This window comes from Methylovorus sp. MM2 (assembly GCF_001648895.1).
Taxonomy (GTDB): domain Bacteria; phylum Pseudomonadota; class Gammaproteobacteria; order Burkholderiales; family Methylophilaceae; genus MM1.
On record NZ_LXUF01000001.1, the window covers coordinates 25,002 to 48,704 of the forward strand.

25 protein-coding genes are annotated in these 23,703 nt (G+C 47.6%); 17 read left to right on the top strand and 8 right to left on the bottom strand.

From position 1 onward, the window contains the following. Positions 1 to 333: 333 nt before the first annotated feature. Positions 334 to 1,746 (bottom strand): argininosuccinate lyase, encoded by a 1,413-nt coding sequence (argH, locus tag A7981_RS00135; protein WP_067262316.1) that lies wholly within the window; start codon positions 1,744 to 1,746, stop codon positions 334 to 336. 31 nt (positions 1,747 to 1,777) lie between these two features. Between argH and A7981_RS00140 the strand changes: the two genes are divergently transcribed. The 6 genes from A7981_RS00140 (at position 1,778) to A7981_RS00165 (ending at position 7,764) form a co-directional block, all read left to right on the top strand. Next, the gene (locus A7981_RS00140; protein WP_067262318.1) at positions 1,778 to 2,848 is read left to right on the top strand and encodes a sensor histidine kinase; all 1,071 of its coding nucleotides are present in this window, start codon (positions 1,778 to 1,780) and stop codon (positions 2,846 to 2,848) included. Continuing rightward, positions 2,848 to 3,597: a LytTR family DNA-binding domain-containing protein gene (locus A7981_RS00145; RefSeq protein ID WP_067262321.1), complete on the top strand. Its 750-nt coding sequence runs from the start codon at positions 2,848 to 2,850 to the stop codon at positions 3,595 to 3,597. Before A7981_RS00140 ends, A7981_RS00145 begins: the two co-directional genes overlap by 1 nt. A 72-nt stretch (positions 3,598 to 3,669) precedes the next feature. Further along, positions 3,670 to 4,623, top strand: a complete 954-nt coding sequence (gene hemC, locus A7981_RS00150; protein WP_067262324.1) for a hydroxymethylbilane synthase — start codon at positions 3,670 to 3,672, stop codon at positions 4,621 to 4,623. Beyond that, positions 4,616 to 5,398 carry a uroporphyrinogen-III synthase gene (locus A7981_RS00155; RefSeq protein ID WP_067262327.1) on the top strand — a complete coding sequence of 261 codons (783 nt, stop codon included), beginning with the start codon at positions 4,616 to 4,618 and terminating at the stop codon, positions 5,396 to 5,398. The genes hemC and A7981_RS00155 overlap by 8 nt, the downstream gene beginning before the upstream one ends. Positions 5,399 to 5,422: 24 nt before the next feature. Continuing rightward, on the top strand, positions 5,423 to 6,580 hold the full coding sequence (locus A7981_RS00160) for a uroporphyrinogen-III C-methyltransferase (protein ID WP_254258450.1): 1,158 nt from the start codon (positions 5,423 to 5,425) through the stop codon (positions 6,578 to 6,580). 2 nt (positions 6,581 to 6,582) lie between these two features. Then, positions 6,583 to 7,764, top strand: a complete 1,182-nt coding sequence (locus A7981_RS00165) for a heme biosynthesis HemY N-terminal domain-containing protein (protein ID WP_067262330.1) — start codon at positions 6,583 to 6,585, stop codon at positions 7,762 to 7,764. A 3-nt stretch (positions 7,765 to 7,767) separates the two neighbouring features. Here A7981_RS00165 and A7981_RS00170 read toward each other — a convergent pair whose 3' ends face one another. Together A7981_RS00170 and A7981_RS00175 are read right to left on the bottom strand one after the other, a co-directional pair. Beyond that, on the bottom strand, positions 7,768 to 8,778 hold the full coding sequence (locus A7981_RS00170; RefSeq protein WP_067262333.1) for a CDP-6-deoxy-delta-3,4-glucoseen reductase: 1,011 nt from the start codon (positions 8,776 to 8,778) through the stop codon (positions 7,768 to 7,770). A 68-nt stretch (positions 8,779 to 8,846) separates the two neighbouring features. Then, positions 8,847 to 9,248: an FxsA family protein gene (locus A7981_RS00175; RefSeq protein WP_067262338.1), complete on the bottom strand. Its 402-nt coding sequence runs from the start codon at positions 9,246 to 9,248 to the stop codon at positions 8,847 to 8,849. 114 nt (positions 9,249 to 9,362) lie between these two features. Here A7981_RS00175 and cutA point away from each other — a divergent pair, with 114 nt between their 5' ends. The 8 genes from cutA to A7981_RS00215 all read left to right on the top strand — a co-directional run bounded on the left by cutA (position 9,363) and on the right by A7981_RS00215 (position 16,531). Then, positions 9,363 to 9,692: a divalent-cation tolerance protein CutA gene (gene cutA, locus A7981_RS00180; protein WP_067262340.1), complete on the top strand. Its 330-nt coding sequence runs from the start codon at positions 9,363 to 9,365 to the stop codon at positions 9,690 to 9,692. Further along, positions 9,689 to 11,515, top strand: coding sequence for a protein-disulfide reductase DsbD (gene dsbD / locus A7981_RS00185; RefSeq protein ID WP_256365538.1), 1,827 nt, complete (start codon positions 9,689 to 9,691; stop codon positions 11,513 to 11,515). Before cutA ends, dsbD begins: the two co-directional genes overlap by 4 nt. Before the next feature lie 71 nt (positions 11,516 to 11,586). Continuing rightward, complete coding sequence (locus tag A7981_RS00190; RefSeq protein WP_165595525.1) at positions 11,587 to 12,114, top strand: TlpA disulfide reductase family protein; 528 nt, start codon at positions 11,587 to 11,589, stop codon at positions 12,112 to 12,114. 98 nt (positions 12,115 to 12,212) lie between these two features. After that, the gene (gene aroQ, locus A7981_RS00195) at positions 12,213 to 12,668 is read left to right on the top strand and encodes a type II 3-dehydroquinate dehydratase (protein WP_067262342.1); all 456 of its coding nucleotides are present in this window, start codon (positions 12,213 to 12,215) and stop codon (positions 12,666 to 12,668) included. Positions 12,669 to 12,718: 50 nt separating this feature from the next. Next, entirely contained in the window at positions 12,719 to 13,171 is a 453-nt protein-coding gene (gene accB, locus A7981_RS00200; protein WP_067262344.1) for an acetyl-CoA carboxylase biotin carboxyl carrier protein, read from the top strand. 9 nt (positions 13,172 to 13,180) lie between these two features. After that, positions 13,181 to 14,530 carry an acetyl-CoA carboxylase biotin carboxylase subunit gene (gene accC, locus A7981_RS00205; RefSeq protein WP_067262348.1) on the top strand — a complete coding sequence of 450 codons (1,350 nt, stop codon included), beginning with the start codon at positions 13,181 to 13,183 and terminating at the stop codon, positions 14,528 to 14,530. Between the two features lie 19 nt (positions 14,531 to 14,549). Further along, positions 14,550 to 15,452: a 50S ribosomal protein L11 methyltransferase gene (gene prmA, locus A7981_RS00210; protein ID WP_067262349.1), complete on the top strand. Its 903-nt coding sequence runs from the start codon at positions 14,550 to 14,552 to the stop codon at positions 15,450 to 15,452. Next, on the top strand, positions 15,449 to 16,531 hold the full coding sequence (locus A7981_RS00215; protein ID WP_067262352.1) for a zinc-ribbon and DUF3426 domain-containing protein: 1,083 nt from the start codon (positions 15,449 to 15,451) through the stop codon (positions 16,529 to 16,531). The genes prmA and A7981_RS00215 overlap by 4 nt, the downstream gene beginning before the upstream one ends. 11 nt (positions 16,532 to 16,542) lie before the next feature. Here A7981_RS00215 and A7981_RS00220 read toward each other — a convergent pair whose 3' ends face one another. Further along, positions 16,543 to 17,451 (bottom strand): hydrogen peroxide-inducible genes activator, encoded by a 909-nt coding sequence (locus A7981_RS00220; protein WP_067262355.1) that lies wholly within the window; start codon positions 17,449 to 17,451, stop codon positions 16,543 to 16,545. A 327-nt stretch (positions 17,452 to 17,778) separates the two neighbouring features. Here A7981_RS00220 and A7981_RS00225 point away from each other — a divergent pair, with 327 nt between their 5' ends. The 3 genes from A7981_RS00225 to A7981_RS00235 are packed head-to-tail and all read left to right on the top strand — an operon-like array spanning position 17,779 to position 20,457. After that, entirely contained in the window at positions 17,779 to 18,864 is a 1,086-nt protein-coding gene (locus tag A7981_RS00225) for a hypothetical protein (RefSeq protein ID WP_254258452.1), read from the top strand. Further along, the gene (locus A7981_RS00230; protein WP_067262358.1) at positions 18,857 to 19,672 is read left to right on the top strand and encodes a 1-acyl-sn-glycerol-3-phosphate acyltransferase; all 816 of its coding nucleotides are present in this window, start codon (positions 18,857 to 18,859) and stop codon (positions 19,670 to 19,672) included. The genes A7981_RS00225 and A7981_RS00230 overlap by 8 nt, the downstream gene beginning before the upstream one ends. Then, on the top strand, positions 19,669 to 20,457 hold the full coding sequence (locus tag A7981_RS00235) for a glycosyltransferase family 2 protein (protein ID WP_067262361.1): 789 nt from the start codon (positions 19,669 to 19,671) through the stop codon (positions 20,455 to 20,457). The genes A7981_RS00230 and A7981_RS00235 overlap by 4 nt, the downstream gene beginning before the upstream one ends. Before the next feature lie 27 nt (positions 20,458 to 20,484). Here the strand turns inward: A7981_RS00235 and fabG are convergent, their stop codons facing one another. Genes fabG through A7981_RS00255 form a run of 4 tightly spaced genes read right to left on the bottom strand, consistent with a single transcriptional unit; the run spans position 20,485 to position 23,694 of the window. Continuing rightward, positions 20,485 to 21,204: a 3-oxoacyl-ACP reductase FabG gene (fabG, locus tag A7981_RS00240; RefSeq protein ID WP_067262364.1), complete on the bottom strand. Its 720-nt coding sequence runs from the start codon at positions 21,202 to 21,204 to the stop codon at positions 20,485 to 20,487. After that, positions 21,201 to 21,662, bottom strand: coding sequence for a 3-hydroxylacyl-ACP dehydratase (locus A7981_RS00245; protein WP_067262366.1), 462 nt, complete (start codon positions 21,660 to 21,662; stop codon positions 21,201 to 21,203). Before A7981_RS00245 ends, fabG begins: the two co-directional genes overlap by 4 nt. Next, a complete protein-coding gene (locus A7981_RS00250) occupies positions 21,656 to 22,498 on the bottom strand; it encodes a beta-ketoacyl synthase chain length factor (RefSeq protein ID WP_067262369.1) in 843 nt (280 codons plus the stop codon). The genes A7981_RS00245 and A7981_RS00250 overlap by 7 nt, the downstream gene beginning before the upstream one ends. Positions 22,499 to 22,500: 2 nt before the next feature. Next, the gene (locus tag A7981_RS00255; protein ID WP_067262372.1) at positions 22,501 to 23,694 is read right to left on the bottom strand and encodes a beta-ketoacyl-[acyl-carrier-protein] synthase family protein; all 1,194 of its coding nucleotides are present in this window, start codon (positions 23,692 to 23,694) and stop codon (positions 22,501 to 22,503) included. Positions 23,695 to 23,703 lie beyond the last annotated feature (9 nt).

Sequence of the window (23,703 nt, forward strand, 5' to 3'; positions counted from 1 at the left end):
TAGCTGGTGGATACATTGCAAATAAACAAGCAAATAGCAGCTTTTGCTATGACTATAAAAAACCTAACTACTTATATTTACAGCCAAAATTGTATAATAATTCGTCAGAGTTGATGAGTTGGCATCCTGAATTAGCTAGCATGTTACCCGTCAAATCACACTGGGAATCACGAGTTAACTAAGCCAGCTATTCTTTTCGCAGTAGGTTACGCTGAAGAGGTTGGTTCTATTAAAGCTATCAAAATCCCTAAAATACAGTTATTTTTTGGAGAAATTATTTAGGCTGTAGTTTAAGAAATGAGTGTGACCTAAACCTAACAGGCCAATACTTCATTATTTAAGCTGTTGTTTGGCGTAGGCAATCGCTTTTTTAACCTGTGCTGGTGCTGTACCACCGATATGGTTTCGGCTAGCAAGTGAGCCTTCAAGCGTTAATACCCCAAATACATCATCTGAAATCTGCGCACTGAATTTTTGCAGCTCTTGCAATGGCAAATCTGCGAGATCACAATTCTGTTGCACCGCATATCGAACAGCCAAAGCAACTGCTTCATGTGCATCACGGAAAGGCGTGCCTTTTTTAACAAGGTAATCTGCTAAATCAGTGGCTGTAGCAAAACCTTCCATTGCCGCATTACGCATATTGGTTTTATCTACCTTGATGCCACGCAGCATGTCAGCATAGATCTCGAGCGTGACTAGTAAAGTATCGGCAGTATCGAAAAGAGGCTCTTTGTCCTCTTGGTTATCTTTGTTGTATGCCAGCGGCTGGCCTTTCATCAACGTCAGCAATGCAACAAGGTGGCCGTTGACTCGCCCTGTTTTGCCACGCACTAGCTCTGGTACATCAGGATTCTTTTTCTGCGGCATGATGCTGGAACCGGTACAGAAACGATCCGCAATATCGATAAACCCAAAGCGTGGTGATGACCAAAGGATAAGCTCTTCAGAAAAACGGGAAAGATGCGTCATGACCAAGGCGGCGGCAGCTGTGAATTCAATAGCGAAATCACGATCAGATACCGCATCCAGCGAATTTCGACATACCTCATCAAAACCCAGCTCTTTAGCGACAAACTCACGATCAATCGGGTAGCTGGTACCAGCCAGTGCGGCAGCGCCTAGAGGCAGGCGGTTGATACGTTTACGTGCATCAGCAAAACGCTCGGCGTCCCGTTGCAGCATCTCAAAATAGGCGAGCAGGTGATGACCAAAAGTAACGGGCTGTGCGACTTGCAAATGCGTAAAGCCGGGCATGACGGTATCGACATGCTGCTCTGCAAGCTCCAAAATCGAACCCTGTAATTTACGAATACCTGCAATCACATCATCTACAACGCTACGCAGCCAAAGCCGCACATCGGTAGCCACTTGATCGTTGCGTGAACGACCAGTGTGCAATCGCTTACCTGCGTCACCGATCTTGTCGGTCAAGCGCTTTTCAATATTGAGGTGCACATCTTCCAGATCAAGCAACCATTCAAATGTACCGCTACGAATCTCTTGGCGTATTTCATTCAGACCTTTTTCGATGGCCGTGACATCTTCTTTACTGATGATATCTTGCTTACCCAGCATGCGCGCATGCGCTATCGAACCTTGAATATCAAACTCAGCCAAACGTTTATCGAAATCGACTGAAGCGGTATAACGTTTGACCAGCTCGGCGACGGGCTCATTAAAACGGCCTGACCAGGCTTTATCTTTTGCATCTAATGAATTGATTTTAGGTGATTGTTCTTGCATGCTTGAATATGGTTAAGAATAATAAGGTTATATGGCAAGTATAAAGCAAAACACCGGCTTTTCTAATCAGTTGAGCGAACCAACCTCTATTGGACAGCCTACTTTCCGGCAGTGTGTCCGGTTACCGGATTTCCGCAATCTGGGGATATGCCTGCGCATGCTGGTCATTGTGAACATGATGGTTGTTATCGCAGCCGTCTTTCAGGCAGACAATGCTACAGAGACCTTCACCATATTGACCAAGCTACTGGCCTTTATTCAGCCAACACTCTTATTAAGTCTATTGCTGCTTTATGTTACTCACCCCGTATTGGCAAAAGTGAGTTATCGCTGGTCAGTATCGGCTGCCATGATATTGATACTACTTGCGACAAGCGGCATCTATTACATTGGCTATATCGTCATGCATATTGATGGTATGCCATCGATAAATCGCATCTGGTTCTTAACTGTAATTGTCAGCGGCATCTTATTTTACTATTTCAACCTGCGTCAGCGGGCACTCACTCCGGCGATTGCAGAAGCCCGTTTGCAGGCCTTGCAGGCTAGAATACGTCCGCACTTTCTATTCAACAGTATCAATGCTGTGCTGTCTCTTATTCGCAGTCAACCCGCACGCGCAGAAGCAGCGCTTGAGGATATGGCAGACCTTTTTCGCGTATTGATGGCAGATAACCGTGACTTGGTACCACTCGCCAAAGAGATAGGATTAAGCCGCCAATATCTGGCACTAGAAAAATTAAGACTAGATGAACGTTTAAATATCGTTTGGCAAATCGACAACATGCCACCAGATGCGCTAATGCCTCCATTGGTATTACAGCCGCTGCTAGAAAACGCCGTTTATCACGGTATAGAGCCACTACCTGAGGGCGGCGAGATCACCATCAAGATATATACCCATCGGGATGAGATACACCTGATATTACATAACCCGTACAGCAGTCAGCCTGGCCAGCATAGCGGCAACAAGATGGCATTGAATAACATTCGTGAACGCCTTGCACTGCATTTCGATGCGGAAGCGAGTCTGACCAGCAAGTCTGTGGATAATATGTATGAAGTCCATATGGTGATCCCTTACAAAAAGAGCGGCTTGTAATGAGCAACGATACGGTATTGGATATCCTCATCGCGGACGACGAAGCACCCGCGCGTAATCGTCTGCGCGAACTGCTTGCTGATATACCCAACCTTCGTATTGTAGGGGAAGCCAAAAATGGCAAGGAATTGCTGGAGCGCGTTAACGAGACACAAGCAGCGCTAGTTTTTCTTGATATCCGCATGCCCGTGATGGATGGGATTGAAGCAGCAGCACACTTGCAGAAGACAACGACACCGCCAGCGATTATCTTCACCACCGCCTTTGATGGTTATGCATTGCAAGCTTTTGATATGAATGCCGTTGATTACCTGCTAAAACCAATTCGCCTAGAACGCTTACAAACAGCGATCAATAAAGCCCACGCGCTACGCCCAGCACAACTGGCTGCAATTAAGCCATTACAGCCAAGACGCGTGTTCTTTAGCGTACACGAGCGTGGACGCGTGATATTGGTGCCGGTTGCAGACGTCATCTACCTGCGCGCAGAACTCAAATACACAACGTTACGCACGCCCGAACGCGAGTACCTGATTGAAGACTCGCTCACCAGCCTAGAGCAAGAATTCGGCGAGCTATTCTTACGCTTACACCGTAATTGTCTGGTCGCCCAAAACAACATCCTCGGTTATGAAAAACGTATGGCAGATGATGGCGAGCATCAATGGGTCGCGTTGTTGAAAGGTATACCTGAGGTCGTCACTGTGAGTCGTCGACAATTGCACGTGCTTAAAGGTTTGAGTGGCTAGGGGAGCTTAATACCCTATGTTAAAATCAGACCAAGCAGTAACCTCATTTACCAAACCATAGAATTGCATCGCATGAGCAAGCCTCTCGATTTTATCCCGCCCAAAAAACTCGTTATCGCCTCACGCGAAAGCGCTTTGGCTTTGTGGCAGGCAGCCCATATTCAAGCCAAACTGCAAGCACTCTATCCAGACACATTGATCGAGATTCTTGGTATGACCACCACTGGCGACCAGATTTTAGATTCTCCATTAGCAAAGATCGGCGGCAAAGGCTTGTTTGTAAAAGAGTTGGAGCAGGCACTGGCTGATGGTCGAGCAGACCTAGCAGTGCACTCGATGAAAGATGTACCGATGCATCTGCCAGAAGGGTTCGCATTAGCCGCAATCGGTGAGCGCGAAGACCCGCGCGATGCATTTGTCTCTAACGATTTCGCTACACTTGAAGACCTGCCAAAAGGCAGTATCGTAGGCACATCGAGCTTACGCAGACAAAGCCAATTACAAGCCCGATTACCGCATTTAAAGATCGAATCGTTACGCGGTAATCTTCAAACACGCTTGCGCAAATTGGATGAAGGCCAATATGCCGCCATTATCCTAGCGGCCGCTGGATTGATCAGGTTAGGGCTAGAATCTCGCATCAAGCAACGTATCTCCATCGAACACAGCATCCCTGCAGTAGGTCAAGGCGCATTGGGAATAGAGATCAATGCGACAAGGCAAGATATGGTGGCCGTACTTGCGCCATTGAACCATGCTGAAACCGCCGCATGTGTCGAAGCAGAGCGCGGAATGAGCCGTGCACTGGCGGGCAGCTGCCAAGTACCATTAGGTGCTTATGCCAAATATCAAGGTGATGAAATCGTCATGAAAGGCTTTGTTGCCAGCATCAATGGCAATGAAATTTTGCGCGAAGAAGTAACAGGCTCACCAAAATCGCCTGAATTATTAGGCCAACAGCTTGCTAAACAACTGATTGCGCGCGGCGCTGATCGCATACTCGCGGCATTAGCGGACAATGCCTGAATCGACCTTAAGCGGCTTTCATGTTGCTGTCACACGCCCGATAGCGCAATCGACAAAACTTTGTGATCTCATCAAATCACATGGCGGACAAACGATCTCTTTCCCTTTGATTGAGATCGTGTCATTGGATGATTACGACGATTTTGATCAAAAGCTTCTTACGCTCGATAATTATGATCTAGCGATATTCATCAGCAGCAATGCTGTGAATCAAGGTATGCCACGTTTATTAACGCATTTGAAGAAGATTCCTCCCACACTCCAATTTGCCGCGATTGGCCCGACCACCGCATCAGAACTACAAAAGTTTGGTGTGCAGGATATTCTGACCCCCGAAAATCGTTTCGATAGTGAATCGCTATTGGCTTTGCCTGCAATGCTAAAAGTAAACGCAAAACGCATCATAATCTTTCGTGGTATCGGCGGTCGTGAGATTCTCGCCAATACACTAAGATCACGTGGTGCAACCGTAGATTTTGCTGAATGTTATCAGCGCATCAACCCTCAAACCAATGCCGATGTTTTATCTGGTTTATGGCAGAATAAACAATTACAGGCTATTGTGGTCACAAGCAGTGAAGCCATGCGTCATTTGCTCGATATTGCCGGGCAGGGTGAGGCAGATTGGATTAAAAATGTTACGCTATGCGTAAATCACGCACGCATCGCTGAATTACCGCTCGAAACAGGGCTCAAGGTAATGATCGCAGAGGCATCGGGTGATGCTGCAATGCTGCAATGCCTGATTGAAGCCGCGACACATTCAAATACTTAACAGAATTAACACGCACATCAGACAATGACTGAACCGAATAAGCCACCTGTTGAAGAAAATACGGGAAAAGACACCTCTGCTGCTTCTGTAGAAGAACTGCTAGACGGTGATGCGCAAGCCATGCAGGACGAACAAGTCGTATCTGATAGACGCAAACTGTCTTTTTTCCCAAAAACAGCCTTATTAATTGCGGTGATCGCACTACTTGCTGTTATCTGGCAAAGCGTCAACGCGCGCCACAATTTTAATCAGCAAGAAAAAGACCTCACCAAACGGCTAGAGCAATTCAATGCCAATAACCAGCAAAGCCTTGCGTTAGCAAAGAATGCGGACGAACGCAGCACAGAAGTTGCGGCCCATACCAGCATACTAGACCAGAAACTTGCTGAGTCACTTGATCAGCAAGAAGCATTACAAACGCTATATATTGAGCTAGCCAATAATCGCGAAGAACGCGTCATCGCCGAGGTCGAACAGTTACTCATCATCGCTAACCAGCAGCTACAACTAGCAGGCAATATCAAACCTGCCTTACTCGCCTTACAAACAGCAGATTCACGCTTACAGCAACTGGATTCTGTGCCCGTCATCCAATTACGTAAAGCGATATCCCAAGATATCCAACGCCTGCAAAATCTACCACTGATTGATATCATCGGCATGAGCCTGCGCATGGAAAGGCTTGCAGAAACAGTCGATGATTTGCCCTTAGTGAGCGAACGTCATCCGGGGAAAACCGTAATACCTACTACGCCCGAGCAAACAACAGCTTGGCATCGTTTAGTCCAAGAGATATGGCACGACCTCAAAACCATGATTCGTATCGAACGTATTGATAGACGCGAACCGCCTTTATTATCGCCTGATCAGGATTTCTTCCTGCGTGAGAACATCAAGTTACGCATCCTCACCGCACGCATCGCCTTGCTGCAACATGATGAAGCCACTTACCGTGCTGATCTGGAAGCGACCGATAAGTGGCTAAAAGCCCATTTTGATACACGTGAAGTCGCCACTCAGAATGCCTTGCTGACCATCAAGCAATTATTAGCGAACGATATTGTGCTGAATGTCCCTGAGATCAGCGAGAGTTTGGGCTTGGTAAGTAAATACAAACTTACGCTGGAACGCGCCAGCAGTAACAATCGCGAGCCTAAAACCAAATCTTCCGGAGCACGATAACCATGCGGTGGTTATTCTGGATCCTATTCATCATTGCCTTGACGATCGGTGTTTCTTTGATTGCAGGCAGCAATGAAGGCTATGTGCTCATCGTTCGGCCGCCTTATCGGATCGAACTATCTCTAAACTTCTTATTGGTTTTGATCGTATTGGTATTCGTATCCTTACATCTAGGCCTGCGCTTAGTTAATTACACGCAACGACTACCTTCAAGTGTACGTACATATAAAGAAGCACAACGTCTGAAGAACGGGCGCAACGCGCTTAAAGAAGCCTTACACGCATTGGGCGAAGGCCATTATCAAGCAGCTGTGAAGTCAGCCACGCGCGCTTTGGATCTTGGAGAGAGTGTAGGCCTTAGCGCACTTGTAGCCGCCCGTGCCTCACACAAACTTAAGCAAAAAAGCCAACGTGACTATTATCTTGCAGAAGCAGAACGCCTAGCGCCGCAAGAGACCATCGCGCGCCTATTGACACAAGCTGAGCTGTTTCTGGATGACCGTTTATATAGCCATGCACTCAATATATTACAGAAACTCGAGAAGATAGAACCCAGACATCCACCAGCATTGCATTTGCTACTCAAAGTAGAAATACATCTTGGTCACTGGGAGCAGGTGCTGAATATCCTGCAACAGCTTGAGAAGATCGACGCTATCGAATCCTGGTTACTGAGAGAGATGCGCCAGCAGGCACATTATCAATCGATCAAACTCTATGCTGATGACTTGGCGACCCTGACGACTTACTGGAAAAAACTACCGGAAGAAGACCGATTGAACAGTCGCTTGGCTTACCTTGCCGCGCAGACGTTCATTCAAGCCAAATCACCTGCCCAAGCTGCAGAAATACTGGGTAAAAGTCTGACTAAAGGCTGGGATACCAAACTAGCGGGTTTATTGGGCGAATGTCTAACTGATCATCCAAACAAACAACTGGAACAAGCTGAATATTGGCTGCAAAACCATGAAGACGATGCCAACCTTCTGCTATCGCTGGGCAAAATGTGCGCCTCTCTCAACCTTTGGGGCAAAGCACAAAGCTATTTTGAGGCTAGTCTGAGTGTGACACCAAGCGCAACGGCGCATCTTGCACTTGCCAAGTTACTGGAAACGCGTGGAGAAAAAGAAGCTGCATATCAACACTACCGTGCCAGCACGCAATTCTTGCAAGACGCCACTTAACATTTAAGTAGAAAAAGTAAACGCATCCGCAAAGAAAGCATCGGCATCCAAGCCCTTTTGCGCAAAAGTACTACGGGCAATATCTACCATCTGTGGCGCGCCACAACAATAAACCTCGTAATCGCTCAAACGCTCAAAATCATCCAATACAGCTTGGTGCACTAAACCTGTCCTGCCTTGCCATTGATCAGTATCTTTAGGCTCTGATAACACCGGAACAAAACGCACATGACTATGCAACGCCTGCCATGCTTGAGGCAAATCTGGCATATACAAGTCTTCCGCTGCCCTCACCCCCCAATACAAGATAATCTTGCGCTTTATGTCATGATGCAACATGTGCTCGATGATACTTTTGATTGGTGCAAACCCCGTCCCACCCGCGACGAAAATAATAGGTTTATCACTCTCCTCCCTTAGGTAAAAACCACCAAAAGGCCCTTCAATACGCAAGATGGTCTTTTCCTGCATCTCATTGAAAACATACTGAGTGAAGTGACCATTCGGGACTAAACGTAAATGTAGCTGAAGGAATTCGTCATCATGCGGCGCATTCGCCAATGAAAAAGCACGGCGCTTGCCGTCTTTGAGCAGGAACTCGATGTATTGACCCGGCAGGAATTGCAAACGCTCGTTGCTCGGCAACTTCATTGAAAGCACCATGACATCAGGGGCCAGCTTTTCCAGTTTCTGTACACGTGTCGGCATGATGCGGGGACGTATGCCATTGGTTGCACTGACCTCACGACATTCGATCACCAGATCAGTCAGCGGTTTAGCGCAGCAGAATAAGGCCAACCCCATGTCTTTCTCTGCTTGAATCAGAGCGCTTGATTGATGTGAACCATGGTCAACCTGCCCCTCAAGCACTTTCCCTTTGCAGGCCCCACAAGCACCGTTGCGGCAGCCATATGGCAGATTAAGCCCGGCGAGAATCGCAGCATCGAGAATCGTATCGTCTGCGACCACAGAGAACTCATGTCCGCTCGGCTGAATGATGACTTGATGACACATAGGATATTGATTAACTAAGGAATTTTTTCGTGAATTTTATCACATGCCGGTTTTTGAAATCATAGCGGCTAATCTTCACGACGGTACTCACCCTCGATCACATCATCATTGGCGGCTTTTCTGGAGGTTGCTTTGGGATTGCCAGAGATTGGCTTAGGGCTTGGTATCAATAATAGAATGGCAGCCAGAATATCGCTCAATACCCCAGGAATAATCAGCAAAATACCCGCAATCAGGTTCTTTGCGCTACCGAATATTGCTTTGACAGGTGTACCACCCTGCATGACCGTTTGTGCCAGGCGACCTATAATCAATGATTTCTCATCCTGTATCAAACGCCAACCCAAGATGGCGATCAATACCAGATAGACCAGTAAGCCTGCCCCGTAGCGATGGCCGAGTTCGACCAACAACCATATCTCCAGTACCGGGAAAACGAGTAGAATCACTAACAGAAAAAATAATGGCATACGTTACATCCGTGCTGTTTTGATTAAGATGACGCTGTTCTGCCTTTTTTCAAGGCTTTCTATCATTTTAAGACATTGCCAATAGTAAACCTGCTTAGACTTACGAATCCATCAATGACAACACCAGCAACCCCTATTCTAGTTTTAACCAATCTGCCAGACACTGCAAGTGCAGAGAAACTAGCAAGCTATTTGGTCGAGGAGCGCCTAGCGGCTTGTGTGAACATCATGGCACCCTGTACCTCTATCTACCAATGGCAAGGCAAGGTAGAACGCACAACTGAGATTTCTTTATTCATCAAATCGACTTCGTTACAATACGATGCGCTAGAGCGGGCGATTCGCCAACAGCACCCCTACGAACTTCCGGAAATCATCCATGTCTCAATCGACGGTGGTCTGGCTGAATATTTGGCTTGGCTCGTTAAGGAAACTTCTGCTTGAAATTACCATTGTCTAAATCACTGCTGTATACATTTCGCGCTTTATTAGCCGCATGCCTTTTGCTATTCACGCTCTCGAATAACATCGCCATGGCTGGTTTTAGCTCAAGCAGCAAGAGCTCTTTTCTGGGTAGCAGTGAAGATACTGCCATCCTTGAACCGGATCAGGCATTCAAACTGGATATCACTGCAAAAAATGCTGATACGCTAGATGCGCTATTTATCATTGCACCCGGCCATTATTTATATCGTGATCGTATCAAGTTTGAGGTCAAATCACCTCAAAATGCTACGGTAAGCACCGAATTGCCGCATGGCGAGATGAAGCAAGACGCGACTTTTGGCGAAACAGAAGTATTCCACCATGACATTGAGGCGAGTCTTAAACTAGCTTTTGCTAGTCAGCCTCCTGAGACGATCACCTTGATTGCAACCTATCAAGGGTGTAGTGAAAAAGGCCTTTGCTACGCGCCGATTAAAAAGATCCTAGATATACCGCTTGATAGCACCAGTCTTTCATCAGCAAATGACGACCCGATTGCCTCTTTACTTAAAAGCGGAAAATTCTGGCTAGTAGCGGTAGGGTTCTTTGGTTTTGGTTTGCTCTTATCTCTGTCGCCCTGTGTGTTACCTATGATCCCTATCCTGTCGGGCATCATCATCGGCGATAAAAGATCGCACCATCAACAAACGAGCAAGCTGCACACATTCAATCTATCGCTCGCTTACACCCTTGGCATGGCGGTCACCTATACGCTTGCAGGCATCGCCGCAGGGTTATCCGGAAAATTGCTGAGTAATACACTGCAAACACCATGGGCGCTAGGCGGTATGGCCTTACTGTTTGTGTTGCTCTCGCTCTCTATGTTTGGCTTCTACGAGCTCAAACTACCGCAATCGATCGAGAACCGTGTACTTAATGTTGCAAGCCGTTTCAAAGGCGGGCGTTTTATCGGCGTATTCATTATGGGTATATTCTCGGCGCTAGTCGTCAGCCCGTGCGTTGTGGCGCCTTTAGCGGGCATCCTACTTTATATCAGCCAGACGCATAACGTCATACTAGGCGGTATCGCGCTATTCACATTGTCGTTAGGCATGGGTGTTCCACTATTGCTAATAGGAGCGTCTGCTGGAAGCTTATTACCAAAAGCAGGTGCATGGATGGAGAGCATGCGCCAGTTCTTTGGTGTAGTCATGCTAGCCGTTGCAATCTGGCTGATAACACCCATTATCCCTAACGGGGTTCAACTATTGCTCTGGGCAGCACTGCTAATTATTCCAGCCATCTATATGCATGCCTTGGATAGCCTGCCGACGGATGCTAGTAAGTGGGCAAAGCTATGGAAGGGGGTTGCCATCATCATGCTCCTCCTCGGCATCGCAATGGTCACAGGGGCAGTTTCTGGCGCAAAATCTCCGCTACAACCACTAGCTGGGCTTAAATTAGGTAGCGCTCCACAAGATGCATTACCTTTTCAGCGTGTAAAAAATCTGGCTGAATTAGAGGCCGCGATCAAGGCATCACCCAATCAAATCGTCATGCTCGATTTTTATGCTGACTGGTGCGTGGCTTGCAAAGAGCTTGAACAATTCACCTTTAGTGACCCCAGAGTCAAAACTGCACTTAAAAACGTGACACTTTTACAGGCAGATGTGACACAGAACGCTGAAGAAGACGTCGCCATGCTCAAAAGATTTGGGCTATTCGGCCCGCCAGGCATTGTGTTCTTTGCATCATCGGGCAATGAGATAACCGATGCCAAAGTCATTGGTTACCAAAATGCAGATCAATTTCTGCTAACGCTCAACAAACTCGCCTTATAAGTATGCATAAAAGAATCAGATTCATACTGCTTGTCATCTTCCTGATGATCATAGGCTCGGGTATTAGATATATGACCATATCTGATGACCCTACCCCTTTGATACGCGATAGCGACACTTCATCTATCACATCATTATCAACCGCTACATTTTTTGCTGGTTCGATTCCTGATGCAACAGGCAAGCAACAGCCACTAAAACAATGGCAGGGCAAGATCACTGTCGTCAATTTCTGGGCAAGCTGGTGTTCTCCCTGTCGCGAAGAAATGCCAGACTTGTCATCCCTGTATCAGGATTATGAGAAGCAAGGCTTGGTAGTACTGGGAATCGCCATGGATGATGTCGAGAAAATCCGTGAGTTCTCCCAAAAGACCTCCGTCAGCTATCCACTATTGGCGGCTGATGAAAAGGCAAGAGAGTTAAGTATCGATCTGGGCAATGATAAAGGTGCCGTCCCCTATACTGTCATTATCGATAGAAATGGTAAAATCGTAAAAACCTACATTGGCCGCATCAACCGCGGGCTAATCGAACCTGTTATAAAATCGCTCATCGCGCCATCTTCAACCAACGAAAATACTGCTATCAAAAACAGTTAAATTCGCTAAATTTCGTTAATTTACTGGACAATATCCCCCTAATTGCGGCAAACTTGCAGGCATGAAATTTTGCCGTTGGTCACAAAAAACCGCTCAATATGGTTGTTAATCACTCAAAATCCGTTCTGGTGCTCCATGGTCCGAACCTTAATTTATTAGGTATTCGCGAACCTGAGCACTATGGCAAAGATACTTTGGATGGTATTAATGAGCATCTGTATAAACAGGCAGAAAAAGCCGGTATTCAGTTAGAAACATTTCAAAGTAACGCTGAATCAGAGCTAATCAGCAAAATACATGCGCAAGTAGGCGCTGTTGATTTCGTGATCATCAACCCGGCCGCGTTTACGCATACGTCAGTAGCATTGCGTGATGCATTTGCAGCGGTCAAGATTCCTTTTATTGAAGTTCATTTATCCAATGTATATGCACGTGAGCCTTTCCGGCATCACTCGTATTTCACGGATATCGCCGTTGGTGTGATCAGTGGCTTAGGTGCTAAAGGCTATTCACTGGCCCTTGATTACGCAATTGATTATTTAAATAGCAAATAACAATAATAATTCCGCATTAAACACACATACGATTTAATTAGAGGTTATCCATGGATTTACGTAAATTAAAAAAACTGATTGATTTGGTCGAAGAGTCTGGCATTTCTGAGCTGGAGCTAACAGAGGGCGAAGAAAAAGTACGTATTAGCCGTAATATGCCTATGCCACAAGGCACCATGCATTATGCGCAACCTTATATGCAACAACCAGCACCTGCCGCTGCCGCGCCAGTTGCTGCCGTTGAAGCCGCTGCACCAGCGGCGATTGAAGGCCATGTTGTGAAATCACCAATGGTCGGTACGTTCTACCGCTCACCATCGCCAGAAGCAAAGTCCTTTATTGATATCGGTAGTACTGTAAGCGTTGGTGATACTTTGTGTATCGTCGAGGCGATGAAGCTACTCAACGAGATCGAGTCAGATCACAGCGGTGTCATCAAGGCTATCCTTGTTGAAAACGGCCAGCCCGTCGAATACGGCGAACCCCTATTTATTATTGGCTAAGAGGTTTTTATGTTTGAGAAAATCCTCATTGCTAACAGAGGCGAAATAGCGCTACGCGTGCAGCGTGCATGCCGTGAGCTTGGTATCAAGACGGTAGCCGTTCACTCAGAAGCTGACCGTGAAGCAAAATATGTAAAACTGGCGGATGAGTCTGTCTGTATCGGGCCTGCACCCTCAAGCCAAAGTTACCTGAATATTCCTGCGGTGATCAGTGCTGCAGAAGTGACCGATGCTGAAGCCATTCATCCTGGTTATGGCTTTCTCTCTGAAAATGCAGACTTTGCTGAGCGTGTAGAGCAAAGCGGCTTTGTGTTCATCGGCCCGCGTGCTGAAACGATTCGCCTCATGGGCGATAAAGTCAGTGCGAAAGACACGATGAAGAAAGCAGGCGTCCCTTGCGTGCCGGGTTCTGAGGGAGCATTGCCTGATGACCCTGAAGTGATCTTGAAGACGGCCAAACAAATCGGCTACCCCGTCATTATCAAAGCTGCTGGTGGTGGTGGTGGACGAGGCATGCGCGTGGTGCATACAGAAGCGGCCTTACTCACATCTGTGAGCATGACAAAGACAGAGGCGCAAACGGCTTTCGGTAATCCAATGGTGTATATGGAGAAATTCCTCGAGCAACCACGCCATATTGAGATCCAGATTCTTGCCGACCAGCATGGTAATGCTGTCTATCTTGGTGAACGCGATTGCTCTATGCAGCGCCGTCATCAAAAGGTATTGGAAGAGGCACCAGCACCGGGGATCAGCGCTAAATTGCGCGATAAAATCGGTGAGCGTTGTGCGGATGCATGTCGTCGTATCAATTATCGTGGTGCTGGTACTTTTGAGTTTCTATACGAAAACAATGAGTTCTACTTCATTGAGATGAATACGCGTGTTCAGGTTGAGCACCCTGTCACCGAACTGATTACCGGTATTGATATCGTTCAACAGCAAATCCTGATCGCCGCTGGTGAGAAGTTGCCATTCCGCCAAAAGGATATCCACTTCCGTGGTCATGCGATCGAATGCCGTATCAATGCGGAAGATCCGTATACTTTCGTGCCTTCTCCGGGTCGTTTGTCTACATTCCATATGCCTGGTGGCCCTGGCGTACGCGTTGATACACATGCCTACTCAGGCTATACAGTTCCGCCACACTACGACTCAATGATTGGCAAACTGATCACTTATGGCGATACACGCGATCAGGCGATTGCCCGTATGCGCATCGCTTTATCTGAGATGGTGGTTGAAGGCATCAAAACCAATGTGCCGTTGCATATTGACCTGATGAACGATGCAGCATTCCACCTTGGCGAGACAAGCATCCATTATCTGGAACATAAACTAGGCATCAGCTCGAAATAATGCTGATGCTGACACGATAATGGCTTGGTTATCGCTAAAAATCGAGGCAAAAGATAATACGGCGGATCTGATTAGCGATTCGTTAATGGATATCGGCGCGTTATCTGCCATCATCGAAGATGCCAATGCTGAAACGCCTGACGAACAGCCTATCTTTGGTGAGCCAGGTGATCCACCACCCGGCATCTGGCAACAAAACGTGGTCAGTGCCTTATTCGACGAAAATATCGTAGTGAATGATGTGATGCAGTCATTAGGCCAAATTACCGGCCTTGATGATCTGCAATACACGACTGAGATCATAGAAGAACAGGATTGGGTACGCGCCACGCAGTCGCAATTCGACCCTATCCGCATTCGTGATGATCTTTGGATCGTGCCTTCATGGCATAGCGCTCCTAATCCTGATGCACTTAATATCATCCTTGATCCGGGCTTGGCATTCGGTACGGGTAGTCACCCCACAACGCATCTTTGCTTAGCTTGGCTGGCAGATCATGTAAAGCCAGAGCACACCATACTCGATTATGGCTGTGGTTCCGGTATTCTAGCCATTGCTGCAAAAAAACTTGGTGCAGTTGAAGTCATTGGTGTTGATATCGATGAGCAGGCGATCTTATCCAGCACATACAATGCAGAACAAAATCAGGTAGATGCGAAATTCTATCTGCCGAATCAACAGCCGAAAGCTCAATTTGATGAAGCGCGATTCGATCTGGTTGTCGCTAATATCTTATCAAGCGCGCTATCGGTTTTAGCGCCAGCTTTGGCAAATGCCTGTAAACTTGGCGGCGAGATTGCGCTTTCTGGTATCTTAAAAGAACAGACAGCGCAGGTTTCAGCGATATATGCGGAATGGTTTGATATGCACCCTCCGGTCTATATGGATAGCTGGGTGTTACTCACAGGTAAAAAAAGATGAGCCTAATCACCACTTGCCCAGAATGTGCGACCAGCTTTCACGTTAAGCCGGAACACCTTTCTGCGCATCGTGGTGATGTCCGTTGCGGTAAGTGCGATCTGGTTTTTAACGCGCTTGATAAATTAGCGCAAACGCCTGATTTACCCCTACCTGTAGCATCTGCTCTTCCTGAAGTCGAAGAGAGCCTACCTTCAGATATTTCATCTGAAACCACTCAAGAACCATCGGCTGAAGTTAGTACCGATAAAGAACTGCCTATTGATGAACCGTTTGTCATCATTGAGCCAGAAATCACAGCGCATGACGTTGAAGACGCCATCATTGCAGATGAGCCCTCTCAAGATATTGATATTTATGAAGAAGTATTAATTGAGCCTGAGAGTTCGGAACCAGTCTTTGTTGAACCAGCCTTGGCTAAAGAAATTGAGCCAGAGGCACAGCAACCAGCAGATATCATTGAAGAAGTAGCCGAAACACCAGCTCCTGAGGACTCGCCTGCAATCATTGATGAAGCCTCTGTTAAGAATAATGCAGCCAAAGCACCCAAAAGCTTCCTCGACGCGGCGCCAAAGAATAAACTCCATAGCACCAACGCACAACGTAAAGTCCCCAAGAGTGTATTGGCTTTATTGATCGGGCTTTTGATCTTGGCCAGCTTGGCACAAGCCACTTATTATCTCAGATCACCTATTGCACTTAAATTTCCAGTGCTGAAACCCTATCTGGTAAGTGCCTGTGGTCATCTAGGTTGCAAGATCGAATTACCGAAAGATGCGACATTATTACTAGTGGATGACTCGAACCTGCAAGAAGATGCAGAGCATGCAGGCGTTATTCATCTTTCGAGCACACTGATCAACAATGCTGAATTCGCGATGTCTTACCCATTACTTGAACTTACGTTGACAGATGCTAACGATAAGCCCTTACTGCGCCGCACTTTCAAGCCGAATGAGTATCTTGTAGCAGGTACGAAAATCAACGATGGCATCCCTGCTGGGGAAGAAGTACATATCAAGCTTTCATTGATAGCCACCGACACCCCGGTTTCGGGTTATCGAGTCTTCGTTACTTACTGAATCAACACCTTTTAAGTCAACACCTGAATAGACGCAGATTTTACTTGTCGGATAGCGTCCGCTAATTTATCAATAGCCCCTGCCCGACTATAACTCTTACGCCATGCCAAGGCAATTCGCCTGCTTGGCACTGGTTCGGAGAATGGAATGACCTTAATCAAAGGATTCTGGTAGCGCTCGATCGCGGCACTGGCGGGTAAGACTGTTATGCCTAAATTCGAGGCTACCATATTGCGTATGGTTTCCAATGAGTTACCTTGCAGAACCTCACCTTTACGTGAAAGATCCGGGCAAGCCTCCATCACCTGATTACTGAAACAATGGCCGCTATTCAGTAACAATACTTTTTCCGAATCTGTAGACAGCTCTTGCGGGCTGATAGACGCGCGTTCTGCCCAAGGGTGGGTACTTGGCACAACCACGACGAAAGATTCATCATAAAGCGGCATAAGCTTGATTGCTGGCGCATCAAAAGGCAGGGCAATGATAGCGACATCAATGATGCCATTCCTTAACTGTACCTCTAGATGAGCGGTTAGATTTTCTTCTACGTCTAACGGCATCTCTGGTGCAGTTTGCCGCAAAGTTGGAATGATCTCCGGTAATAGGTAAGGGCCAACGGAATAAATCACCCCTAACTTCAGTGGTCCGATGAGCTGATTACTACCTTGTTTCGCGATTTCTTTTACACGGTTTGCTTCTTCAAGCGCTTTGATAGCCTGCTCAACGATCTGTTCGCCTATAGGTGTCATCGCGATATCGCTATGGCTACGCTCAAATATTTGTACACCGAGCTCATCTTCAAGTTTTTTAACTGCCAAACTCAATGCTGGCTGACTGACGAATGACTTTTCAGCAGCTCTGCGAAAATTACGCTCTTTAGCCACCGCCACGATAAATCGTAATTCGCTCAGCGTCATATCAATTCCCTGCATCAATAATGATAAGAATTATAAATTAATATTGCCAGCATAAATAGTTATACAAATCGTATGTCGATACTGCAGTAATGTATTGAAGTATTATTCAAAGAAAATATTAAGCTCCCGCTAGTTCATCAACATAATAACTGCGCGTAATTAGGTTATATTTCCTACCTAAAGTTAAGCATCGTCCTACATCATTTTTTCCCCTAAAAGACTATTGTTAGAATTGACTAAATCCTTTTGCAAGAATGCATTAAGATGCCGACTGTATTTGCAATAGCGTGCACCCTATATAAACCAAGGCATTGATTCAAAAATATTTTGTATAGCATTCACTTATCCTCCGCATCACTTTCCCTTCAACCTGATGAATGGAAAAATCATGTATTAGGTGGCATTGGTTTCTCTAATGCCTCAGATACAGCTCACCCTAAAATAACAAACTTTCCTTTTGCCGATGTGGAGATGCCTGTATTAGAAGGCGCGGCTTCAGCATGTGAGATATGGATCAGTGATAGCAGCGTGACCTATGAACAACGCGGTTTGATTCAGTATAGCTACGACGAAAATACACTGTTTGGTGTGTTGCTTATGCCACAGACTTCAGCGCTGGAGCAAATGACGGAATCTGCATTCATGCAGATATTTTCGTTGCTTGAAACCTGTGGTTATCGCTATATCTTCCGCTTCTGGAATTACTTAGCCGATATTAATGGGGTCGATGCAATTGGTAGCGATGGTGCTGACAATGATGAAGCGCTCGAACGCTATCGACAATTTAATATAGGTCGACAGAATGCATTTGTTGCTAGCGGGCGTGAATTGACGGGTAATCTACCAGCCGCTTGTGCACTAGGAACAGCAAACGGCTCGTTGACGGTCGCTTTTATGGCTGGTCGCTCACCGACGTTAGCAATTGAAAATCCTAGGCAAATAAGTGCCTATCAATATCCACAGCAGTATGGTCCTCGTAGCCCCAGTTTTTCGCGGGCTAATCTCGTCTTGCTAAGTGATGGGACACAAAAGGTAGCAGACACTGATCAAACGTTATCGCCACAGAAATTACTGTTTATTTCCGGTACAGCCAGCATTGTCGGACATGAAACAAAACATCATTTGGATGCTGTAGCGCAAACTCGCGAAACTCTGGCCAATATAGAGATCGTGATTCAGGAGGCCAACAAAAAAGTCGGCCTTGGTGAATTCAACATGACCGACTTATTGTACCGAGTTTATGTGCGCCACCCGACTGACCTGCCTGCGATAAGGGCCGAAATGGAGCATGTGCTTGGTCGTTCGTTCAAGGCGGTTTTTCTACAGGCCGATATTTGCCGTACAGATCTTTTGGTTGAGATTGAAGCAACTGCGGCTAGCACGATACGTTTGCCGGAAGAGCAATATGCTTGAGTCAGGGCTGATTGTCGTCTACGACTATCTTGTGCTTTATCTGGGCTTAATCTGGCTCGGCCTGCTGTGCTTGGGTTGGACCATCATTGCCACAGTGCTTTATCCCTTATTACCCACACATATTTCTCGCTCACTGGGCCGCAAGGTCATCATGCAAGGGTTTCACACGTATCTTGCCAGCCTGAGCCTTTCACGCCGCTGCAATTTTGACCTCAGCGCGCTGGATGCTTTACGCGATCAGCCACCTATGATTATCGCCCCCAATCACCCTAGCCTGCTTGATGCCGTGATGGTGATCTCACGCTTACCGAATGTTTCATGCGTGATCAAGGCTGAACTGATGAACAATGTTTTCTTGGGTGCTGGCGCACGTTTTGCCCATTACATTCCCAATGAGTCGATACGCAAAATGGTGGCGCTGGCAATTCAGGATTTTAAACATGGTCAGCATTTGTTGTTATTTCCTGAAGGCACACGCACTACTCACTCTCCCATCAATCCGTTCAAAGGCAGCATTGCCCTGATCGCACATCAGGCGCAAGTGCCAGTACAAACTGTCTTGATCGAAACCAATTCAGCTTATTTAAGCAAGGGCTGGCCATTATTTCGCAAACCTACCTTGCCGCTGCACTACAAAGTTCGCCTCGGCAAACGTTTTGATCCACCAGAAAATACGCAGCGCTTCATAGCGGAGCTTGAGCATTATTTTTCTCATGAGCTTATTCAGGGCTCGGCATTTCTTCCTGCTGGTTCTTTGAGCCACGACCTCACTTACGCTCCAACTTATCATCAGGACATCAGCCCATGACCACTGTATCTACTAGCCATCTCGTCCTGATTCCCAGCTATAACCCCGGTATCAAGGTTTTTGAAACCGTGCGTGCTGCGCGCCAATACTGGAGTCCTGTTTGGGTAGTGATCGATGGCAGCACAGATGATTCCGTCGAAAAACTTAAAGCCATGGCGGCAGAAGATACTGGCTTGCGCATCATTCATTTGGAACAGAACCAAGGCAAAGGTGCCGCTGTATTGCATGGTTTTGAAATCGCCCAAGCTGAAGGTTTTACACACGCGCTAACCATGGATTCGGATGGCCAGCACCCAGCAGACCTGATCCCTGCATTCATGGCGAAATCGATTAGCCAACCACAATCCATGATATTAGGCATGCCGCTGTTTGATGCCAGCGCACCGATAATCAGGGTTAAAGGTCGGCAGTTATCCAACTGGTGGGCCAATGTAGAAACTTTGTGGGCAGGTATAGGCGATTCGCTATTCGGTTTCAGGATTTACCCGATTGCGCCCTTGTGTGAAGTGATGCACAAGCACCGCTGGATGCGTCATTTCGATTTTGATCCCGAAGCGGTCGTCCGCCTGTGTTGGTATGGCGTAAAGCCAATCAATATCTCAGCGCCAGTTTTATATTTCCGCAAAGATGAAGGCGGCGTTTCGCATTTCCGTTATTTACGTGACAACATCCTGCTGACCTGGATGCATAGCCGCTTGCTTGTAGGCTTTCTATTGCGCTTGCCATTGTTAATATTACGGCGTCTACAGGCCCGTTCATCCGCGCGGGTTGAAAAACCAATTTGACGCGAAAACTAGGCTATTAAGAACTTGCTAAATCATGCCGCCATTGATGGAAATAACCTGTCCAGAAATATAAGCCGCCTGTTCTGAAGCCAGAAACCCGATAAGATCAGCCACTTCTTGTGGCGTGCCAGCACGTTTCATCGGCACCATGCGGGCAATCTGCTCCGCTGGAAATGTCTCTTTACTCATTTCCGTCTCAATAATCCCTGGTGCTACTGCATTTACCGTAATGCCACGACTGGCGACTTCCTGCGAAAGTGATTTGGTTGCTGCATTGAGCGCGCCTTTGGCAGCAGAATAATTGACCTGGCCACGATTGCCAGTGATGCCAGAAATAGACGAAACATTGATAATGCGACCCCAGCGACTATGAATCATCGGCATCAACAGGGGTTGGGTCACATTGAAAAATCCATTCAGCGAAACATCGATAACGCGATGCCATTGCTCAGGACGCATGCCAGGCATAACGGCATCATCATGAATACCAGCGTTGTTGACCAATACCTGGATAGGCTGATCTTCAATCAAGGGCATCAGGGCTGCGCTAACTGCCGCGCTATCGGTTACATCGAAACTCAAGGCTGAGGCACTACCGCCCTGCTGGCAAATATCTTCAGCGAGTTGCTGAGCGGTTTGCAAGCCATGGTTGGCATGGATGTAAACATGGTAGCCGTCTGCCGCAAGGCGACGACAGATTGCAGCGCCTATTCCACCGCTACCGCCAGTCACCAGTGCTTTTTTCATGCTATTTCTCCAAAATTTGATACTAGTGAATTGGCATTCACGACAACCGTGGCGCGACCATCCAGCAGCAATTTGCCATCGGCACTGATGTTGAATTGGTACAGGATATTGTTTTCATTGCGCGTGATGCAACTAGCTGTCACCTCAAGGTCAGCAGCAATGGTATCCAAGCGCGGTACATGCAATTGCGTACCCCTGATACTAACCAGATAACCAACTCGCGGCGCAACGCTATCAACTGGGGCCAGCAAAGCACCATGCACCGCCATGGCCTGTGCTGCATATTCGATGCCGCATGCAGCACCCAACTGGTTATGGGCACGCAAGGGGTTGTCAGCGAGTCGATGGCTGTTAGCTGTGCATTGAATATGATCGCCATCCCAGCTGCTTACGCTCTCCAACAGGCACATAGTGCCCTGATGCGGAATATGGCTGGCAATCCAGGCGTGGTCTAGCATGGTTGCCTTTCTATCGGTTCTACCGTCAATGCCAGTCGGCTGTCATCCAAGTAGTCCAACACCACGCTCACTGGTTTTCCCAAAGCGATGGCCGCTAGCAAAGGCAGACCGCGTGCAGCCGGAATAGACAGCCTAATGGCTTCTAAAGCCGCGTCTGGCAATTGATCTGCAACGGCATCGGTGATGCTAAGTGTGATCTTCGCGAGTGTTTGCGGACTAGGTTCTGGCGCTAGCACCAGTGCAATGCCCAGCGAATCGTAAATCTTGCGCACGCTATACATAGGCTCTGGGTAATTGGTATCAGTGGCCACTAGTACGCAGCGTGTTTGATCCACATTCACCTGACTCATGGCCTCCAGCAGGCCAGCACCAAAGCTGGCATCGTGCGCGCAGAGTACGGAAGATGGAGTCATGGCGCCTGTGGCGATGCTGCAATAGCCAGCGGCAGCGTTATGCACTGAGTTATGAAAACGCGTGGGCGAAATTTGCCGGTCATCAGAAGCCAGCATTGCGTTGATGGCATGGCAGTTATACCCATCACCATTGGATAAAGTAAACACGCTGGGTAGACTGGCTGCATCTACTTCAGCTGCATTCATAGCTTCTACCATGATCGCCAGACTCAGCTTGATGATGTCACTGCTGCGCCTTCTTTCTGCTGCTGGCAAGAGCAGAGGCGGTGGCAATACTGTCTTGCTGGGCTGGTAAGGCTGCTTGCCAGTGAGCAAAGGCTGGCTCGAGGGCCAGTCATTAAAGCTCGGTCCAATCAAGCCTATGCCCTCAATATAGGCACTGAGTGTCACAGGGTTACTATTGTTTATGCTTGATTCACTCATGATTAATTAGCCCGTCCAAATACTAGGCTGCAATTAGTGCCACCGAATCCGAAGGAATTACTCAGCACACGCGATATCTTTTGCTCACGGTTCTCCAGTAAATAATTCACACCCAAGGCTGGGTCGAGTTCACGCGTATTCAATCCCGCCGGCATTAAGCCATGTTGCAGCGCCAAGGCAGAAATAACGGCCTCTACGCCACCTGCAGCCCCCAAGGTGTGCCCAGTACCGCCTTTGGTAGAGCTCGATGGCGTCTTGTTGCCAAACACCGCGTTCACGGCCTTGCTCTCGGCCGCGTCATTGCTCTGGGTCGCGGTACCATGCAGGTTAATGTAATCAATATCTCGCGCTTCCAGGCCAGCCATTTTCAGCGCACCTTCCATCGCCATCCTAGCTCCCAACCCCTCAGGATGGGGTGAGGACATATGGTAAGCATCGCTGGATTCGCCTATGCCGAGTAGTAGCACCGCATCACTTGCTGAATTATCTGGGACGCGCTCTAGCAAGGCAAAAGCCGCTGCTTCGCCTACCGAGATACCATCACGCCCAATATCAAATGGACGGCAAGCCTGAGTGGATAACAGACCAAGCGAGTTGAAGCCATATAAAGTGGTCAGGCACAGCGTATCTACGCCACCAACCACCGCGGCATCAATCAGGCCGGTTTCTATCATGCGTCGTGCAGAACCAAACACTTTGGCGCTGGATGAGCATGCAGATGATATCGCCACTGCCGGACCCTTTAGGCCGAAATACTGGCGCGTAAAATCAGCGACTGAAAAGGTATTCTGGGTTTTGTCATAAACAAAATCTGACGGCAAAGCGCCCGTCACAGGATCAAGGCGTCGATAGGCCAACTCCGTTTGTAGAATGCCGGAAGTACTGGTGCCCATGAACACACCAATGCGCGATGCGCCATATTTGGCAACCGCGGCCTTGACCGCATCGGCAAACCCATCCTGCTCCAACCCAAGTTGTGCCAAGCGGTTATTGCGGCAATCAAAATCGGCCAGTCTATCGGGCATCTGAATTGTATCAACCGCAGAAACTCCGCCGATAAAAGTCGGTAAATCCACTGTATCAAAATTACATGGGGTCAGGCCAGAGCGTTGCTCACGCATAGACGCCAGCGTTTGCTGTACGCCACAGCCGATGGCGCTAGTGACCGTAAAATGGGAAAGTAATAATGGCTTCAAGCGTATTCT

Coding starts and splice junctions, on each gene's coding strand:
- cutA (WP_067262340.1), top strand. CDS start 9,363: ATGACAACACCAGCAACCCCTATTCTAGTTTTAACCAATCTGCCAGAC.
- aroQ (WP_067262342.1), top strand. CDS start 12,213: ATGGTTGTTAATCACTCAAAATCCGTTCTGGTGCTCCATGGTCCGAAC.
- A7981_RS00145 (WP_067262321.1), top strand. CDS start 2,848: ATGAGCAACGATACGGTATTGGATATCCTCATCGCGGACGACGAAGCA.
- A7981_RS00220 (WP_067262355.1), bottom strand. CDS start 17,451: ATGACGCTGAGCGAATTACGATTTATCGTGGCGGTGGCTAAAGAGCGT.
- A7981_RS00175 (WP_067262338.1), bottom strand. CDS start 9,248: ATGCCATTATTTTTTCTGTTAGTGATTCTACTCGTTTTCCCGGTACTG.
- fabG (WP_067262364.1), bottom strand. CDS start 21,204: ATGAAAAAAGCACTGGTGACTGGCGGTAGCGGTGGAATAGGCGCTGCA.
- A7981_RS00245 (WP_067262366.1), bottom strand. CDS start 21,662: ATGCTAGACCACGCCTGGATTGCCAGCCATATTCCGCATCAGGGCACT.
- prmA (WP_067262349.1), top strand. CDS start 14,550: ATGGCTTGGTTATCGCTAAAAATCGAGGCAAAAGATAATACGGCGGAT.
- A7981_RS00190 (WP_165595525.1), top strand. CDS start 11,587: ATGACCATATCTGATGACCCTACCCCTTTGATACGCGATAGCGACACT.
- A7981_RS00215 (WP_067262352.1), top strand. CDS start 15,449: ATGAGCCTAATCACCACTTGCCCAGAATGTGCGACCAGCTTTCACGTT.
- A7981_RS00250 (WP_067262369.1), bottom strand. CDS start 22,498: ATGAGTGAATCAAGCATAAACAATAGTAACCCTGTGACACTCAGTGCC.
- A7981_RS00170 (WP_067262333.1), bottom strand. CDS start 8,778: ATGTGTCATCAAGTCATCATTCAGCCGAGCGGACATGAGTTCTCTGTG.
- A7981_RS00235 (WP_067262361.1), top strand. CDS start 19,669: ATGACCACTGTATCTACTAGCCATCTCGTCCTGATTCCCAGCTATAAC.
- A7981_RS00165 (WP_067262330.1), top strand. CDS start 6,583: ATGCGGTGGTTATTCTGGATCCTATTCATCATTGCCTTGACGATCGGT.
- hemC (WP_067262324.1), top strand. CDS start 3,670: ATGAGCAAGCCTCTCGATTTTATCCCGCCCAAAAAACTCGTTATCGCC.
- A7981_RS00160 (WP_254258450.1), top strand. CDS start 5,423: ATGACTGAACCGAATAAGCCACCTGTTGAAGAAAATACGGGAAAAGAC.
- accC (WP_067262348.1), top strand. CDS start 13,181: ATGTTTGAGAAAATCCTCATTGCTAACAGAGGCGAAATAGCGCTACGC.
- A7981_RS00155 (WP_067262327.1), top strand. CDS start 4,616: ATGCCTGAATCGACCTTAAGCGGCTTTCATGTTGCTGTCACACGCCCG.
- accB (WP_067262344.1), top strand. CDS start 12,719: ATGGATTTACGTAAATTAAAAAAACTGATTGATTTGGTCGAAGAGTCT.
- A7981_RS00140 (WP_067262318.1), top strand. CDS start 1,778: ATGGCAAGTATAAAGCAAAACACCGGCTTTTCTAATCAGTTGAGCGAA.
- A7981_RS00230 (WP_067262358.1), top strand. CDS start 18,857: ATGCTTGAGTCAGGGCTGATTGTCGTCTACGACTATCTTGTGCTTTAT.
- argH (WP_067262316.1), bottom strand. CDS start 1,746: ATGCAAGAACAATCACCTAAAATCAATTCATTAGATGCAAAAGATAAA.